This is a genomic window from Cytobacillus oceanisediminis 2691 (genome assembly GCF_007678455.1).
GTDB classification, from domain to species: domain Bacteria; phylum Bacillota; class Bacilli; order Bacillales; family Cytobacillaceae; genus Mesobacillus; species Mesobacillus oceanisediminis_A.
The window spans coordinates 143,652-156,942 of the sequence record NZ_VEEP01000011.1 but is presented as its reverse complement, the minus strand read 5'-3'; the positions used below and the strand labels follow the sequence as shown (position 1 = coordinate 156,942).

Genomic DNA, 13,291 nt, shown 5'->3' with positions numbered 1-13,291 from the left:
AGTTAGAGGCTCCTTTTGTTTACCTTATCGCCCTTTTCTTCGCGCTTGCTTTTGAAAATTCATTTTCGGGCTGTTCAGCTTGCCTTTTAATGGTATCTTTATAGCTCATCCAATAAATCAAAGCCACAAACACACCACCGCCTACTGCGTTGCCCAAGTATACTGGCACAAAGTTGGTGAAGTATTCACCCCAACTATAATAACCCGCAAAAATTGCTGCCGGAATCACGAACATGTTTGCAACAACGTGCTGGAATCCAATGGCAACGAAGCCCATAATCGGGAACCAGATTGCTAATACCTTCCCGGTCATGTCGGAAGCACCATATGAAAGCCAAACCGCCAGACCAACAAGCCAGTTACAGCCAATTCCTGAAATAAATGCCGCCCAAAAACCAGCATCCAGTTTTGCCCCTGCCACAGAGACTGTTTTTTCAAGATAAGGACCAGTCTCCGTCAAACCTACAATATGGCCAAAAAAACAGGCTACAAATAGAGCACCTACAAAATTGCTTAAAGTGATCCAAAACCAATTTTTCAATAGCATCTTCATTTTTACCTTCTTAGCGAGACTGGCCATCGAAATGGCTGTCATATTCCCCGTAAGCAGTTCTCCTCCAGCAAGAAGGATCAAAATCAGTCCTAGGGGAAAAACCGAGGCACCTAGGAATGTTCCGAATGTCCCCCACTCATGCGGCAGGTTTGCGATCACCCTGATGTCCAAAAGATAGCCAATAGCGATAAACGCTCCTCCGAGAAAACCCAAAATAAGCATATTCTTCACGGGCATTGCAGCCTTATATGTGCCAGAGTCAATAGTCACTTGTGCGATTTCATGGGGTTTACGAAATGCCAATTTTATTCCTCCTGTCGTTTAGATGCATTATTTCCTTTTGATAATTGAACATTTCTTTAATGAATTAATTCCCCTTTGTCCAACAAAAAAACGGTGTTTCATTATGTTTTGACATTTTTTATAAATAAACATATCATATTGATATATCAAAATGATATATATAATCATAAAGGAGTGCTGAACATGTCAATTGAACATTCCATCCTTGCAGTCATCAGCTTCCGTCCAAGCACCGGCTACGACATTAAATCCGAATTTGAGCATAAAGCAGCGGGTCTATTCTGGGGCATGAGTTACGGCAGTCTTTATCCCAAACTTAAAAAGCTTGAAGAAGAGGGATTCATCACCACCATTGAATCAGAGACTGGAGGGCGAAAGAAAAAACTCTATGAGCTGACCGGTAAAGGCTGGTTTGAATTGGAAAGCTGGCTTGCCAGAAGACCTGAACCACCAGCTATTAAGGATGAGTTATTCATGAAGATGGCTGCCTGGCATAACCAAATGGATATTACAATCCTGGCCGAACATCTAAAAGAAAGAGCAAAGGAGTCACAGGAAATCCTGAATTTCGTCAAAGAATGGAAACAAAATAATACTTCATATATTAACGGTGTCGGAATGCTTTCAATGAGATATGCCGAGTTAAAACTTGAGGCTGAGCTTACTTGGATAAAAGAATCGCTCTTCTTCATCGAGAATGATGAGCTGCCTGAAGGCCAGGATCCGAAGAAGCTTGGCGAAAAACAAATAGAACGAAGAAAAAAAGCGCTGAAAAACGGCCATTAGGAGGATGGAATATGGAGGCAGGTATCTTTAAACCGTTGAAGAACAAAGCTTATCGTTCGCTTTTTGGTGCACAGGTGTTTTCTGATTTGGGGAATTGGCTGGATTTTATTGCGATACAGGTAATCGTTGCATACCATTGGGGACTGGGCGAAGCAGCAATCGCTTCAGTAATCATCGTCATGGGAATTCCCTGGGTGATCATCGGCCCGCTAGCCAGTGTTTTTGTTGACAGACTTCCCCAGAAGACATTGATGATCACTTGCTTATTACTTAGAATCCTTTTTGTTGTTGGTGTGTTTTTCGCGCCGAACCTTTATGTACTCCTGTTGTTTGTTTTTCTTAAGGCAACGGTTGCCGCACTCTATGATCCTGCTAGACAAAGTGCGATCAGGCATATCGTTCCTGAAGATGAATTGCCGGAAGCTGTGACTTTAAGCCAGCTTTCAGTCAATACCATGAAAATCATCGGCCCGGCCCTGGGCGGTGGATTGATCGCGCTTTCCGGTGTAAGAAGCCCCTTTATCTTTGAAGCCGCAGGCTTTCTGATTGCGGTTGCGATTTTGATGGCCCTGCCAAAAATCGAAGCAGAAGCTTCCATAAAGAAACAACATCAAACTTCTTATTTGGAAGACCTCACAGAAGGCATAAGACACATCTTCACTGCCAGGATACTAAAGGCAGCAATCATCCTTTCCTCCATTGCCTTCTTCATTATTTTTCTCTATGATGGTTTGTTTGTCTTTGTCGCACAAAATCTTGGGTTTGCTGGAGAGGAATTTGGTTTGCTGGTAAGTTCTGTTGGTTTCGGCAGCGTAGTCGGAGCCCTTCTCCTCGGACGATTTACAAGCTGGAAAAATAAGCCGATCCACCTGATGGCTTCAGCTTCTGTCATGAGCGGCATTCTCATTCTTCTTATCGGAGTAGGTGTGTATGGTGTTTTCGAACTTCCGAAAATATTATGGATGGCTGGTGCATTCCTGCTTGGGATCCTTGCTTCTGCTGAAGGTGTTCCATATGGATATGTACTGCAATCAGAAACACCCAAGAATATTATGGGCAGGGTGTCTTCTGCAGCCGCATCCTTGCAGACATTCTCGATGCTAGTCGCTCCTGCTGCAGGTGCCTTGTTGGCTAAATGGATTGGTGTTTCAGGGGTGCTCGTCGGTGCTGGCATTTCTACCTTTTTCCTCGGTACCTTTGCTTTAGCCTTCCTTTTAAGAAAAACCGCTGATACAAGAAGTATTGGAGCCTAAAACAAACGAAGCCGTTGTCGGTCAGGACAACGGCTGTTTGCAATCAATCTTTATTCAGCAACTCTTCACCGGCTATCCCGGGATTCGTCATTTCATAAGGATTCAGGATCAAATCCAGTTCTTCCTCTGTCAGTACATTATATGCCAGACATAGCTCTCTTACCGATTTACCGGTGAGGATGGCTTCCCTGGCTATTCGTGATACCGCTTCATACCCAAGATGGGGATTTACAGCGGTTATAATGCCAACGCTTCTTTCCACATCTTTTTCCAGCTTTTCCTTATTTGCTTCGATTCCAACAAGACAATGATCTGTAAACACCTTAAAACCATTGTTCATGATACTGATTGATTGGATCAGGTTGAAAACGAGAACAGGTTCCATGACGTTAAGCTCAAGCTGGCCTGCTTCCGAAGCAAGGCAGATGGTATGGTCATTCCCAATGACCTGGAATGCGACCTGGTTGATGACCTCTGGCATAACCGGGTTCACTTTTCCAGGCATGATAGAAGAACCTGGCTGCCTTGATGGCAAGAAAATCTCATTAAAACCGACCCTTGGTCCAGAAGCCATCAAGCGTAAATCATTGGCAATTTTGGACATATTCATCATACAAACCTTTAATGCCGCTGATACCGTTGTATATGCGTCTGTGTTCTGAGTGGCATCGACTAGATGATCTGCATTCTTCAATGGATATCCGCTGATCTCAGAAAGGTGACGGACAACATTCTTGATGTACTTTGGATTGGCATTAAGGCCTGTTCCAACTGCTGTAGCCCCCATGTTAACTTCGAATAAGTGGCCACGGGTATGCTTGATTCTTTCAATATCTCGCTCAACGACTCGGGTATAGGCTTCAAATTCCTGACCGAGGCGAATTGGCACAGCATCCTGCAGATGAGTCCTGCCCATCTTGATTACTCCATCAAATTCTCTTGATTTCTGGGAAAAAACATCGCGCATGATATTCATCGTATCTAAAAGCTTGTCCAGCAGCGACAGCACGGATAAATGGATTGCTGTAGGAAAAGCATCATTAGTCGATTGAGCCATGTTCACATGAGAGTTCGGGCTGAGGGTAAAATAATCACCCTTATTCTCCCCTAGCAATTCCAATGCACGGTTCGCAATGACCTCATTCGTATTCATATTGATAGAGGTTCCTGCTCCACCCTGAATCGGATCAACGATGAATTGATCATGCCACTGACCCTGGATAATTTCATCAGCCGCCTTTACGATCACCTCACCAAGTCCGCCATACAGTCTTCCTGTTTCCATATTTGCTAATGCCGCTGCTTTTTTTACCATGGCCATTGCCTTAATTAATTCACTATGTATTCTGTACCCGGTAATCGGGAAATTTTCTACTGCTCTTAATGTCTGGATGCCATAATATGCATCTGCCAATACTTCCTTTGTTCCAAGGAAGTCTTTTTCTATCCTGACTTTTACTTCAGTCATTTCCTACCCCTCCAAAAAGCTTCAGATTTAGATTAAGTATTGAGGGCAATCAATTTCCGACAATTTTTTTATCCCTCAGCCTAGTTATTGGGCTTACATGACTATTGTAAATCAAAATCATAAATTCATCACGACAAATCAAACTTTTTTCTTGGGAATCGAATGCAAACTCTGTACCTTTATTGGTTGTTATGCAGAAATCCCACTAGTTTTGATAGCTTTTGTCATCATGCAGGAAAACAGGAATACATTTGCTGAATTGTAATAGGACACTGATTTTTCATAATACAATTCAGAAAGGAATGGGCATGATGACTGACACTCAATTCACGAAGGCATATACAATTAAAGAGGTGTCCAAGAAAATTAATGTTCCGTCTGGAACCATCAGACAATGGGAAAAGGACCTGTCCGGCCTGCTTGTTGTTCCCAGAACGAAGCAGGGAGCAAGATTCTATACGGATGTTGAAATAGATCAACTGATGAAAATAAAACAGATGCGGGATAAAAATCTCAGCAAAGATATGATTAGGGACCTTCTGCAGCATCATATGGAGACAAACCATTTTCCCGACCAGGAATACAATCCTAACAGCCTGACAATTAAGCCTGAATCGCCTGGCACTTCCCTTTCTTACAGCCAGGATGAATATAGTGATTTCATGAAGGCAATGGAGCAATATAAAGATTCGTTGATTGAAGAAGTCAAGGCAGAGATCAGAAATGGTATTAGAAAAGAAGTCATTGAAGAGGTAAAAAAGGAAATTTCCAAAGGAACTCTCACTACAGTTAAATCCCTGTCGGATTCAATTTATAAAACCGGTGAAAGAACCAATGAGCATATAACGGTGCTTTCAGAAACAGTGAACAGGACTTCAGAAGATAGTTCCAAACGGCTCGTAACCATTTCATCCGAGCTTACGAATGTTTCGAAAGGCACCTCCGAAATTAATGCCAATCTCGAGAAGGTTTCAAAGGGTACTTCCGAAATGTTCACCAAATTATCGGAGCGGGTTACCAAAGCTTCTCATGGTACCACTGAAAAAATTACCCAGTTATCTGAAACTATCCAGAAAAGCTCAAAAGGTACAAGTGAAAAAATCTCTAAACTGACTGAGAGTGTTGCGAAGGTTTCAAAGGGTACTTCTGAAAAAATAAATGCACTTACAGGAAGCCTTACGAATGTTTCAAAAGGCACCTCCGAACGAATTGCGACGCTTACGTCCAATATGACAAAAACGTATAAAGGAACGAATGAGAAAATCTTAAAATTAGCAAGTACTGTTGATCAGCTATCTTCTGGCACTAACAAGGATATATCCAATCTTGCCAAGCGTCTGAACGAAACGACCGAAACGGTCTCCGAGGAATTCAAGATTCTTGCTGATTATGTTTCCAACAGTCGGGAAACTACAAATCAGGAGTTGGCCAATCTGAATCAAGTCATCAACCAAGAACGCGAATATTTGGTCCGTACCCTACAGAGCGAACGGGAAGAATTAAGACAGGAAATCAAACAGCGCGATGAAATGTTCAAAGGTATGGTTGACAGTTTCAGGGAAACAGCCGCTTCAAAACAGGCAAAAAGAAACTGGTGGAAGGTTTGGAAATAGAATCAGCATATAACCAGGCAATTTGTAAATAATAGTTACACTAGAACAGGATTCAAGCAAAAGAATATCGTACAGCAAATGCAAATGAATCTGGAGGGAAAACTAGTGGGCCGTATGAATCGCTGGCTGGGAACTATTGCGTTGGTCATTTTTTTACCGTGGAATCTGTCTCCACAAGCAGCCAGTTCCTCAATTAATGGAATGGAAGATATCAATATCTCACACCGTGGTGCTTCTGGTCATGCGCCTGAACACACTTTCCCATCTTATGAATTAGGAAAGGCAATGAATGGCGATTACATTGAGATCGATCTGCAAATGACCAGGGACGGTGAATTGATTGCCCTGCATGATGAAACGATTGACCGGATTACAGGCAAGACTGGACTGGTTAAAAACTTAACACTGGAAGAAATCAAGCGGCTTGATGCAGGCAGCTGGTTCAATGAAGCTTTTCCGGATAAAGCGAAAACTGAATTCAAGGGGCTTAAGATCCCGATGCTTAGGGAAATCCTTGAAAAATTCGGCTCTGATTCGAAATTTTTTATCGAAACAAAATCACCGGATGTCTATCCCGAAATGGAACAAAAGTTGATTGACCTTCTGAATGAGTATCAACTGATTGGTGCCGAAAATAAAGCTGGCAATGTGATCATCCAGTCATTCAGTTCTGCAAGTTTGCGGAAAATCCATGCAATCGATGAATCGATTCCATTAATCCAATTACTTTCCTATTATGCTCCAGCTACTATAACGGATAGTGAAATCGGGAAATTGCAAGAATATGCTGTAGGTGTTGGGTTGCATTACACTGCTGCCAATCCTGCGTATATAAAAAAGATTTCTGATTCTGGATTACTGATTTTTCCTTATACAGTCAATGAAAAGGAAGATATGGAAATGCTTCTTGATTGGGGTGTAAACGGGATGTTCACTAATTATCCTGACCGCCTGTACGAAGTCTACCGGGAGAAAATCAAGAAACGTTGAAAATTAAAATGCTTTAGAAAAAGCTGCCAAAGGGCAGCTTTTTTAATCCTAATACAATCTATTCCTATACCCATCTTCTAATCTATCTTTTATTTCGGCCGCAGTCGTGCCGGGCAATTTGGAATGAGCAGCAAGTATTTCAGCCCCTGATGGCAGTGTGGAAGGATCTGCCCAGCTTTCGGGAACCCATAATCCAGAACGTCTTAATGCTTTTCCGCACTGTATGAAACATTCTTCTACCTCTATTTCTATACCTAACAGTGGATTTTTCCCTCCTGCTGCCATCCTTCCCAGCAATTCAGGATCAAGTGTAAGGCTTGCCCTGCCATTGACTCTTAATGTTTCCGACATACCTGGGATAAGGAATAATAAGCCAACTTGTGGATTCGATAAAATATTTTTCAGCGAGTCCATTCTTTTGTTTCCGGGACGGTCTGGTATCACAATCCTATTTTTATCGAGAATCAGCACAAACCCTGGAGTATCTCCTCTGGGAGAGGCATCACTGCAGCCGTCTTTATCCGAAGTGGAAAGAATTAAAAAGGGTGATTTTGATATGTAGTTGCGGCAATGCTCATCCACATAAGAAATGACCTTGCGCTTTGCCAGTTCACTTGGTTCCCCGAATCGTTCTCTTAATTCATCAAAGCTTTTGATCGTATGATCCAATTCCCTCATTCCCCCGTTTTCTGTTTATGTAAATCCTTACCACTTTAATCATCATATTATAACGAATTGTTTTAAACTCATCCTAAGAATGTTCATAAAACACTTTGGTTAAGCATTACTTTACCACAGCAACTAATCTCCCGCCTTTTTCTTCTCAAATTTGAACCAGTATATGGATTCTAATGAAATTAGAAGGGTATATTAATAAACATCTTAAATAGAGTTGGAGGTACAAATATGAACAATGCTGTTAACCAATTTCTTGAAAAAGCAAGAAACACTTTAAACCAAGCGTATAGCAATGCAAAGGAGACTTTTTATTCCATCACCTCTACACCATCAGCTACGGTACAGCAGATTGCAAATTATGTGATGAATCATCCTGACAGTAAAGTGACCACGAAACACTATTTGGGGATTACTTTGTCATTCTATGAGCTTGCGCAAGGACAAATGAAGTATTATTTAGAAACAAATGGCTCTAAGATTCTTCAGTTAGATGTTCATTCAAACTTTCACAGTGTCGTTGCTTATCGTTCCTACCGGGATCAACTATCATTAAATACCCCCGTCAAATTCCCGAATTTGAATCAAAGTCAATGAACGAAAAGAAAGTACCTTTCCACTTTTTTAACGACTTCTGTTCTAAACGGCAAAAGCTAATTAAAAGGAGATTTGGCAAGAAAAATGCTTGGGGTAGTGAATCTCCAAGCATTTCACTAATTATTTTTCTGGCATAAGTACCCGTTACTTTAAGTAGTTTTTTACACAATTGTTCTGATATTCATTTAGAAAATATACGTGCTTGTTAACAGTCCAACCAACTATTTACGACTTCTTCAAAATCTCATTTATGGTGGTGACAATTTCGTTGTGGATTAACTGTATGGAAGTCAAGACTTGAGGATCTCTTTAATTTTACAATATGATTTAAGTTTTTCTTAAAATAACTGGCCCATTTGCTTAATAAAAGGTTTTAAGACTTCACCTAATTCTTTCTTCTTGTTTAGCCAAATATAATGTTCTGCTCCTTCAATTTCGATATATCTAGAATTAGGAATAAGATTTGAGATTTGTTCAATTGACCAAGAAGGGCGAATATCATTTTCGGCATAAATAAAAAGTGAAGGTAAGTCAATCTGTGAGATTTCTTTTAACAATAATGGTTTCTTTATAAATTCTCTCCAAGAATCAATAAGAGAACGGTGAACAATATTATTAGCCTCATACTCAAAATCCGGTTTCAATTCATCAATTTCTACTTTGTTTCGATTATAAGTATCTTTCCAATCCCTATCATTTTGGATTCCAGTTCCTGAAATTGAAACATAGCCTATTACGGATTTGGGATACAAAAGCGAATAAGCCAACCCTAAATCAGCCCCCCAGGAATGTCCAATTACTACCCAACTTTGATGGCCGTACTCTTCCCGAATGTTTTCAATGTCTTGAAGACAAGCTTCTAAATCGTACCCATTTCCATCATAATTTGATCGACCACATCCTTTAGGATCAAACATAATAACTTCACAGATATCATCAATAAGATTTGATATAGAATCTAAATAGTTACAAGAGCCAGGACCACCGCTGATTAAAATAACCGGAACTCCCTGCCCTCTTTTATCTGTCCAAAGATTGCCATTTTCCACCTTAATGTACTTTTCAACCAATAATATCACCCTTGAAATAAAGTTTTAATGCTGATATTCTTCCTAAATACACCAATCTTCTTCCACTAAATTGCTTCGTTTTTTTAAAAGTTTTTTCAAACCCTATTTATCTTTCCTAATCGATGCGCCTGTCAGTATCATATTGGAGAAACAATCTGCTTCGATATCCCTGTCTGATGCTTGATTTTAAACTGGGGGCTTGTAATATATTCAATGTAATTTACCTCCCCTTTAAACTGCAGATAAGCTTGAGAGCGAGTTCGAATAGCGGGATGTGTAACCATTTCTAAAACTTGATCTTTCGCTACCCAGCGGCAATCAGTGGTTTCTTCAGAAACAGCTAATTGACCACCAATAGGATGACATACGAAATCAAAAATAACTTGAGTAGGAACATCAGTTTCACCATCGTACCATTTAAAAGTACCCGTATTTGAATAGACACCAACTAAGTGGCTAACCGTCGTGCTAATTCCACTTTCTTCTTTGATTTCACGAACCAAAGCATCCATGAGATTTTCTCCGGCTTCCACTTGTCCTCCAGGATAAACCCAACCACCGTCACGAGTTTTTACTAAAAGAATATTTCCTTCCGAATCTTCAACAAATCCACCAGCAGATACAATATGTGTAGGAAAGAACATATTCCAACCCCCTTTTTATTCGGAATTTTCCGTTTATTTATTGCGTATGCAGTATCCATATTCCTTGATCGTTTTTAATTAGAAAGAACTCAAAATGTGTAGGCAGTTTCACCATGAGTCTACGCATCTATTAGTTTCTGACTTGTTTTGTAAGGTGTGGTTTAATAATTTGTACCGCATGATCAACTGAAGTCTCTATATAACCGATAATTTGATTAAAAGTAAAAACATTAAGTTTTTCATTTAGAAGTTCCTTATCGTACACCATATCTCCTAATACATAAGGAACTAATTTTTCAACTTCTATCGAAGTAACCTCATCTAAATCTTGGGTTAGATGATAATGACTAAATAACTTTCTCAATTCATCTGAAAAACCATAGTGTTCTAATAACTTTCCATTTAGTAATCGGAAATCATTATGGTATAACTTGTATAATCCATCATCAGCATCCATTCTGTTCTTTAACCAAGACAGGTTAAAACCTCTTAACCATATATCATCAGCAATTAAATGTGCACAGTACCCCAATATATAAGCGTTTTCTACTTGGGAACTATATTTATGTAAAAATCCTTTATAATCAACGTTTCTTGAATAATCTTGCACTTCACCTATGAAGAAATGTGATAAGTTTTTTTCCTCGTATGTAAAAACTGCGTCTGGAGCAATGCTGCCAAGCAAAAATGATGTTTTGTCCTCGATCGATAAAGCCTCTGCAATTTTTTTACCAATAATTGAGTGCATTATTCTTGAACCCAAAATACTCTCCCCTTTTTTCACTTCTGATCTATTTAATTCAAGAAGACATTTTATAACCCTATGTTTTCCAGCTTCTTCTTTAACTAAATTGCGCCATTTGTTCAATAAGGAAAAAAAGAAGGAAGCTATTCCTTCTTGAATCAACCCACCTTATACTGTCCGTACATTTCTATCTCCTCCAAGTAAAAAAGAAGACATACAGCATTCCCATCAGTAGATAATTGCTAATAAAAGAAGGCATAAGCACCTTAATTAACCATATATCAGATCCATTGGTGAGTATTGACAGAAAGGTAGAAAAACTAAAATATACTAATACGTATACAATAATCCCCTTATTGCCCATTCCAATTTTATTTTTAATAAGATTACCAATATATAATGATATATAGAAAAATTGACTAATTTGTTTATTCATCCTTTTCTCCTATTCCTGGTTCATTTTGTACTTTAATCCAAAAGATAATAAATTAGCCTATCCTAAGACAAAAACTTATAATAAACTAACTGCCCCATGCAAATAGGAATACAACAAAAAAGGTACCATCTTCCTTTTAGATCAAATAAATTTCATATTACGTGAGTTTCCATTAGTACACGTATGGGTATGCTGCTACGTTTAAGAAATAATAAGGAGGTATTACAGCTAAATGCATTATTATACTTAAGCCACCAAACAATCGTACGATGGTTGTGCTTAACTAATCCGAATAAGAACCTCCTGGCAAAGATACTAATTCAAACCCTTTGTCTTCACTTATCTGCCATCCTTCAAAATAATTACTGTCATGGAACAATTCAAGAACAACGTCACCCTCAAATTTCACGACTAAATCAGATATTTCATCAAAATGAAGGATATTAATTATTCCTTTTCCCATAAGTATCTTTTCAATCTTTTTATGAGAGTATCTTTCAGGTGAGTGGATACAGTCTGAATACCCAATGGCAATTTCTTTCTTAACTTGCAGCCTCCATGGACATTCAACTATTAATCTGCCTGATTCAAAAATCATTACTAAAGGTAGATTCTTATCCACTCTTACCTCGGTTACTTTCTGGCCTATAAAAGAATTGAAGTCAATATTACTTAATTTTCTATACATTTTCTTCCCTACTTTATATAGAAATCATTTAATTAGAGTTCTTTTACTTAAGAACACAAAGCTGTTATAAGAGAGCTTTTTAAAACAAAGCGACATTTCATTCTTAGTATTCTTTACCGGCAAGGAAATTCCTCTTAGGATATCTAGGTTTCTTATTTAACTATTCGTCGTAGAAAGTTGAAAAATATAAAAATATATATCCGACCCTATTTTACCAATTCTAACAAATATAGTCATATGAATTTACATACTGATAATAACTTTTTGTCACCAAGTCTAATTGGGTACGAATTACCGCGCTGATTCACCCTCAACAAAAAGAAACAGTCCAATTCAGTTACAAAATGGACTGCTATTTAGCGTGCTTATTAAGTTATATTCTCTTATAAATAGAGTTACTAATTTTGGAAAGAGATTTTTCTAATTGGATCAAATTAAGCTTATTTCTGTCCGGAAAGCACGTCTCGATCGTCGGCCATCGGGGGTTCCTCCAACCAGGAGTTTTTAATCATGATATTCGCACCGTCCTCAGCATACAATGCGATTTCCGGGATCAATGATGCATACTGTATTCCGATATCTTTTCGCGGACTTGCCGCCATTGCTGCACCATAATTGCCGATACCCGCGGCAATCATAGCTGAAACATGGAACATAATCAGCTTATCCGAGAAAATTTGTGTTGTCGTATCTGTTACTGCCGAGTCCCAGAACATCGGAGCTGGTATATCATTCTGCTTAAGAATATCACTGAATAAATCTCCGTGCTTATGGGCGATTTTCTTTCCTCGTTGTAAGTATCCCTTGACTTCTTTATCTTGAGCTACCTGGATGAAACCCATAATTAAGGCCTTGCCTATTTGATTTGTCTGTATATTCAAGAATAAATGTGAAATTTCTATAGAAGTCAATGCTCGCCTTCTATTTTTCAATCCGGAAAGAAATTTTTGTTTTTCCACAAATTCTGCTTTATCCGGAACCGATATAAATGGAGGCCTTATGTAAGTACCCTGTTCAAGCATCAATTCCCTGGTCTTATCCTGCAGCTGGATTGCCGATTTTAATACGCTTTTATGCAGGAGGATAACATCAGGCCGTGTACCGAGACCGATTGCCGCTGCGTTTGCAGCCATGCCAAGAATGGACATATACCTAAGATACATCATCACAAACGTATCAGAAAAGAGCCTTGGGGGAATGGACATTCACGTCTTTTGCTGTAAAACCGACCGGATAGGGAAATCCTTCTCCATCGAAAATCTCCTGTCCAAGAGAAATGTTTTTTCGTGAAGCATTTAGGGCAAATTCGACGATTTCTTTTACTCTGTTATCTTCGGTTTTATTCAAAAAATAGCTTAATACACAGATTGAAACCGTATCGTTTATATACTGTGTCCAAAGACTGGACATTTCTGCAGCTGTTAAGTCGATTTTCGTCTTATCTTCCATCTTCTCACCCCGATACTTCGA

14 protein-coding genes are annotated in these 13,291 nt (G+C 39.1%); 5 read left to right on the top strand and 9 right to left on the bottom strand.

Annotated features, from left to right (window positions below; genetic code table 11):
• Nucleotides 1–19 precede the first annotated feature (19 nt).
• Complete coding sequence (locus tag FS736_RS20375) at nucleotides 20–856, bottom strand: formate/nitrite transporter family protein (protein WP_144480778.1); 837 nt, start codon at nucleotides 854–856, stop codon at nucleotides 20–22.
• A gap of 183 nt (nucleotides 857–1,039) precedes the next feature.
• On the opposite strand from FS736_RS20375, the gene FS736_RS20370 reads away from it, so the two are divergent.
• Both FS736_RS20370 and FS736_RS20365 read left to right on the top strand, forming a co-directional pair.
• Nucleotides 1,040–1,642, top strand: coding sequence for a PadR family transcriptional regulator (locus FS736_RS20370; protein WP_144480776.1), 603 nt, complete (start codon nucleotides 1,040–1,042; stop codon nucleotides 1,640–1,642).
• An 11-nt stretch (nucleotides 1,643–1,653) separates the two neighbouring features.
• Nucleotides 1,654–2,895, top strand: a complete 1,242-nt coding sequence (locus FS736_RS20365) for an MFS transporter (protein ID WP_144480774.1) — start codon at nucleotides 1,654–1,656, stop codon at nucleotides 2,893–2,895.
• Nucleotides 2,896–2,938: 43 nt separating this feature from the next.
• Here FS736_RS20365 and aspA read toward each other — a convergent pair whose 3' ends face one another.
• Nucleotides 2,939–4,363, bottom strand: a complete 1,425-nt coding sequence (gene aspA / locus FS736_RS20360) for an aspartate ammonia-lyase (protein ID WP_144480772.1) — start codon at nucleotides 4,361–4,363, stop codon at nucleotides 2,939–2,941.
• A 308-nt stretch (nucleotides 4,364–4,671) separates the two neighbouring features.
• Here aspA and FS736_RS20355 point away from each other — a divergent pair, with 308 nt between their 5' ends.
• Entirely contained in the window at nucleotides 4,672–5,976 is a 1,305-nt protein-coding gene (locus tag FS736_RS20355; RefSeq protein ID WP_222125087.1) for a MerR family transcriptional regulator, read from the top strand.
• A 114-nt stretch (nucleotides 5,977–6,090) separates the two neighbouring features.
• Nucleotides 6,091–6,966, top strand: a complete 876-nt coding sequence (locus tag FS736_RS20350) for a glycerophosphodiester phosphodiesterase (RefSeq protein ID WP_260983673.1) — start codon at nucleotides 6,091–6,093, stop codon at nucleotides 6,964–6,966.
• Between the two features lie 48 nt (nucleotides 6,967–7,014).
• On the opposite strand, the gene FS736_RS20345 is transcribed toward FS736_RS20350, so the two are convergent.
• Nucleotides 7,015–7,644 carry a pyridoxamine 5'-phosphate oxidase family protein gene (locus FS736_RS20345; RefSeq protein WP_144480766.1) on the bottom strand — a complete coding sequence of 210 codons (630 nt, stop codon included), beginning with the start codon at nucleotides 7,642–7,644 and terminating at the stop codon, nucleotides 7,015–7,017.
• 228 nt (nucleotides 7,645–7,872) lie between these two features.
• Here FS736_RS20345 and FS736_RS20340 point away from each other — a divergent pair, with 228 nt between their 5' ends.
• Nucleotides 7,873–8,238: a hypothetical protein gene (locus FS736_RS20340; RefSeq protein WP_144480764.1), complete on the top strand. Its 366-nt coding sequence runs from the start codon at nucleotides 7,873–7,875 to the stop codon at nucleotides 8,236–8,238.
• A gap of 338 nt (nucleotides 8,239–8,576) precedes the next feature.
• On the opposite strand, the gene FS736_RS20335 is transcribed toward FS736_RS20340, so the two are convergent.
• The 6 genes from FS736_RS20335 to FS736_RS25275 all read right to left on the bottom strand — a co-directional run bounded on the left by FS736_RS20335 (nucleotide 8,577) and on the right by FS736_RS25275 (nucleotide 13,270).
• On the bottom strand, nucleotides 8,577–9,308 hold the full coding sequence (locus FS736_RS20335; protein WP_260983672.1) for an alpha/beta fold hydrolase: 732 nt from the start codon (nucleotides 9,306–9,308) through the stop codon (nucleotides 8,577–8,579).
• Nucleotides 9,309–9,445: 137 nt separating this feature from the next.
• The gene (locus FS736_RS20330; RefSeq protein WP_144480762.1) at nucleotides 9,446–9,952 is read right to left on the bottom strand and encodes an NUDIX hydrolase; all 507 of its coding nucleotides are present in this window, start codon (nucleotides 9,950–9,952) and stop codon (nucleotides 9,446–9,448) included.
• Between the two features lie 130 nt (nucleotides 9,953–10,082).
• Nucleotides 10,083–10,715, bottom strand: a complete 633-nt coding sequence (locus tag FS736_RS20325; RefSeq protein ID WP_144480897.1) for a zinc dependent phospholipase C family protein — start codon at nucleotides 10,713–10,715, stop codon at nucleotides 10,083–10,085.
• A 701-nt stretch (nucleotides 10,716–11,416) separates the two neighbouring features.
• Entirely contained in the window at nucleotides 11,417–11,821 is a 405-nt protein-coding gene (locus FS736_RS20320) for a DUF6188 family protein (RefSeq protein ID WP_144480760.1), read from the bottom strand.
• 440 nt (nucleotides 11,822–12,261) lie between these two features.
• A complete protein-coding gene (locus tag FS736_RS20315) occupies nucleotides 12,262–12,987 on the bottom strand; it encodes a DUF3231 family protein (protein ID WP_260983671.1) in 726 nt (241 codons plus the stop codon).
• A 10-nt stretch (nucleotides 12,988–12,997) separates the two neighbouring features.
• Nucleotides 12,998–13,270, bottom strand: coding sequence for a DUF3231 family protein (locus FS736_RS25275; protein ID WP_260983670.1), 273 nt, complete (start codon nucleotides 13,268–13,270; stop codon nucleotides 12,998–13,000).
• Between the last annotated feature and the right edge of the window lie 21 nt (nucleotides 13,271–13,291).

What these genes read in the sequence shown, in the direction of transcription:
- FS736_RS20350 (WP_260983673.1), top strand. Translation starts at nt 6,091, where the DNA reads ATGAATCGCTGGCTGGGAACTATTGCGTTGGTCATTTTTTTACCGTGG.
- FS736_RS20320 (WP_144480760.1), bottom strand. Translation starts at nt 11,821, where the DNA reads ATGTATAGAAAATTAAGTAATATTGACTTCAATTCTTTTATAGGCCAG.
- FS736_RS20365 (WP_144480774.1), top strand. Translation starts at nt 1,654, where the DNA reads ATGGAGGCAGGTATCTTTAAACCGTTGAAGAACAAAGCTTATCGTTCG.
- FS736_RS20330 (WP_144480762.1), bottom strand. Translation starts at nt 9,952, where the DNA reads ATGTTCTTTCCTACACATATTGTATCTGCTGGTGGATTTGTTGAAGAT.
- FS736_RS20345 (WP_144480766.1), bottom strand. Translation starts at nt 7,644, where the DNA reads ATGAGGGAATTGGATCATACGATCAAAAGCTTTGATGAATTAAGAGAA.
- FS736_RS25275 (WP_260983670.1), bottom strand. Translation starts at nt 13,270, where the DNA reads ATGGAAGATAAGACGAAAATCGACTTAACAGCTGCAGAAATGTCCAGT.
- FS736_RS20370 (WP_144480776.1), top strand. Translation starts at nt 1,040, where the DNA reads ATGTCAATTGAACATTCCATCCTTGCAGTCATCAGCTTCCGTCCAAGC.
- FS736_RS20355 (WP_222125087.1), top strand. Translation starts at nt 4,672, where the DNA reads ATGATGACTGACACTCAATTCACGAAGGCATATACAATTAAAGAGGTG.
- aspA (WP_144480772.1), bottom strand. Translation starts at nt 4,363, where the DNA reads ATGACTGAAGTAAAAGTCAGGATAGAAAAAGACTTCCTTGGAACAAAG.
- FS736_RS20315 (WP_260983671.1), bottom strand. Translation starts at nt 12,987, where the DNA reads ATGATGTATCTTAGGTATATGTCCATTCTTGGCATGGCTGCAAACGCA.
- FS736_RS20340 (WP_144480764.1), top strand. Translation starts at nt 7,873, where the DNA reads ATGAACAATGCTGTTAACCAATTTCTTGAAAAAGCAAGAAACACTTTA.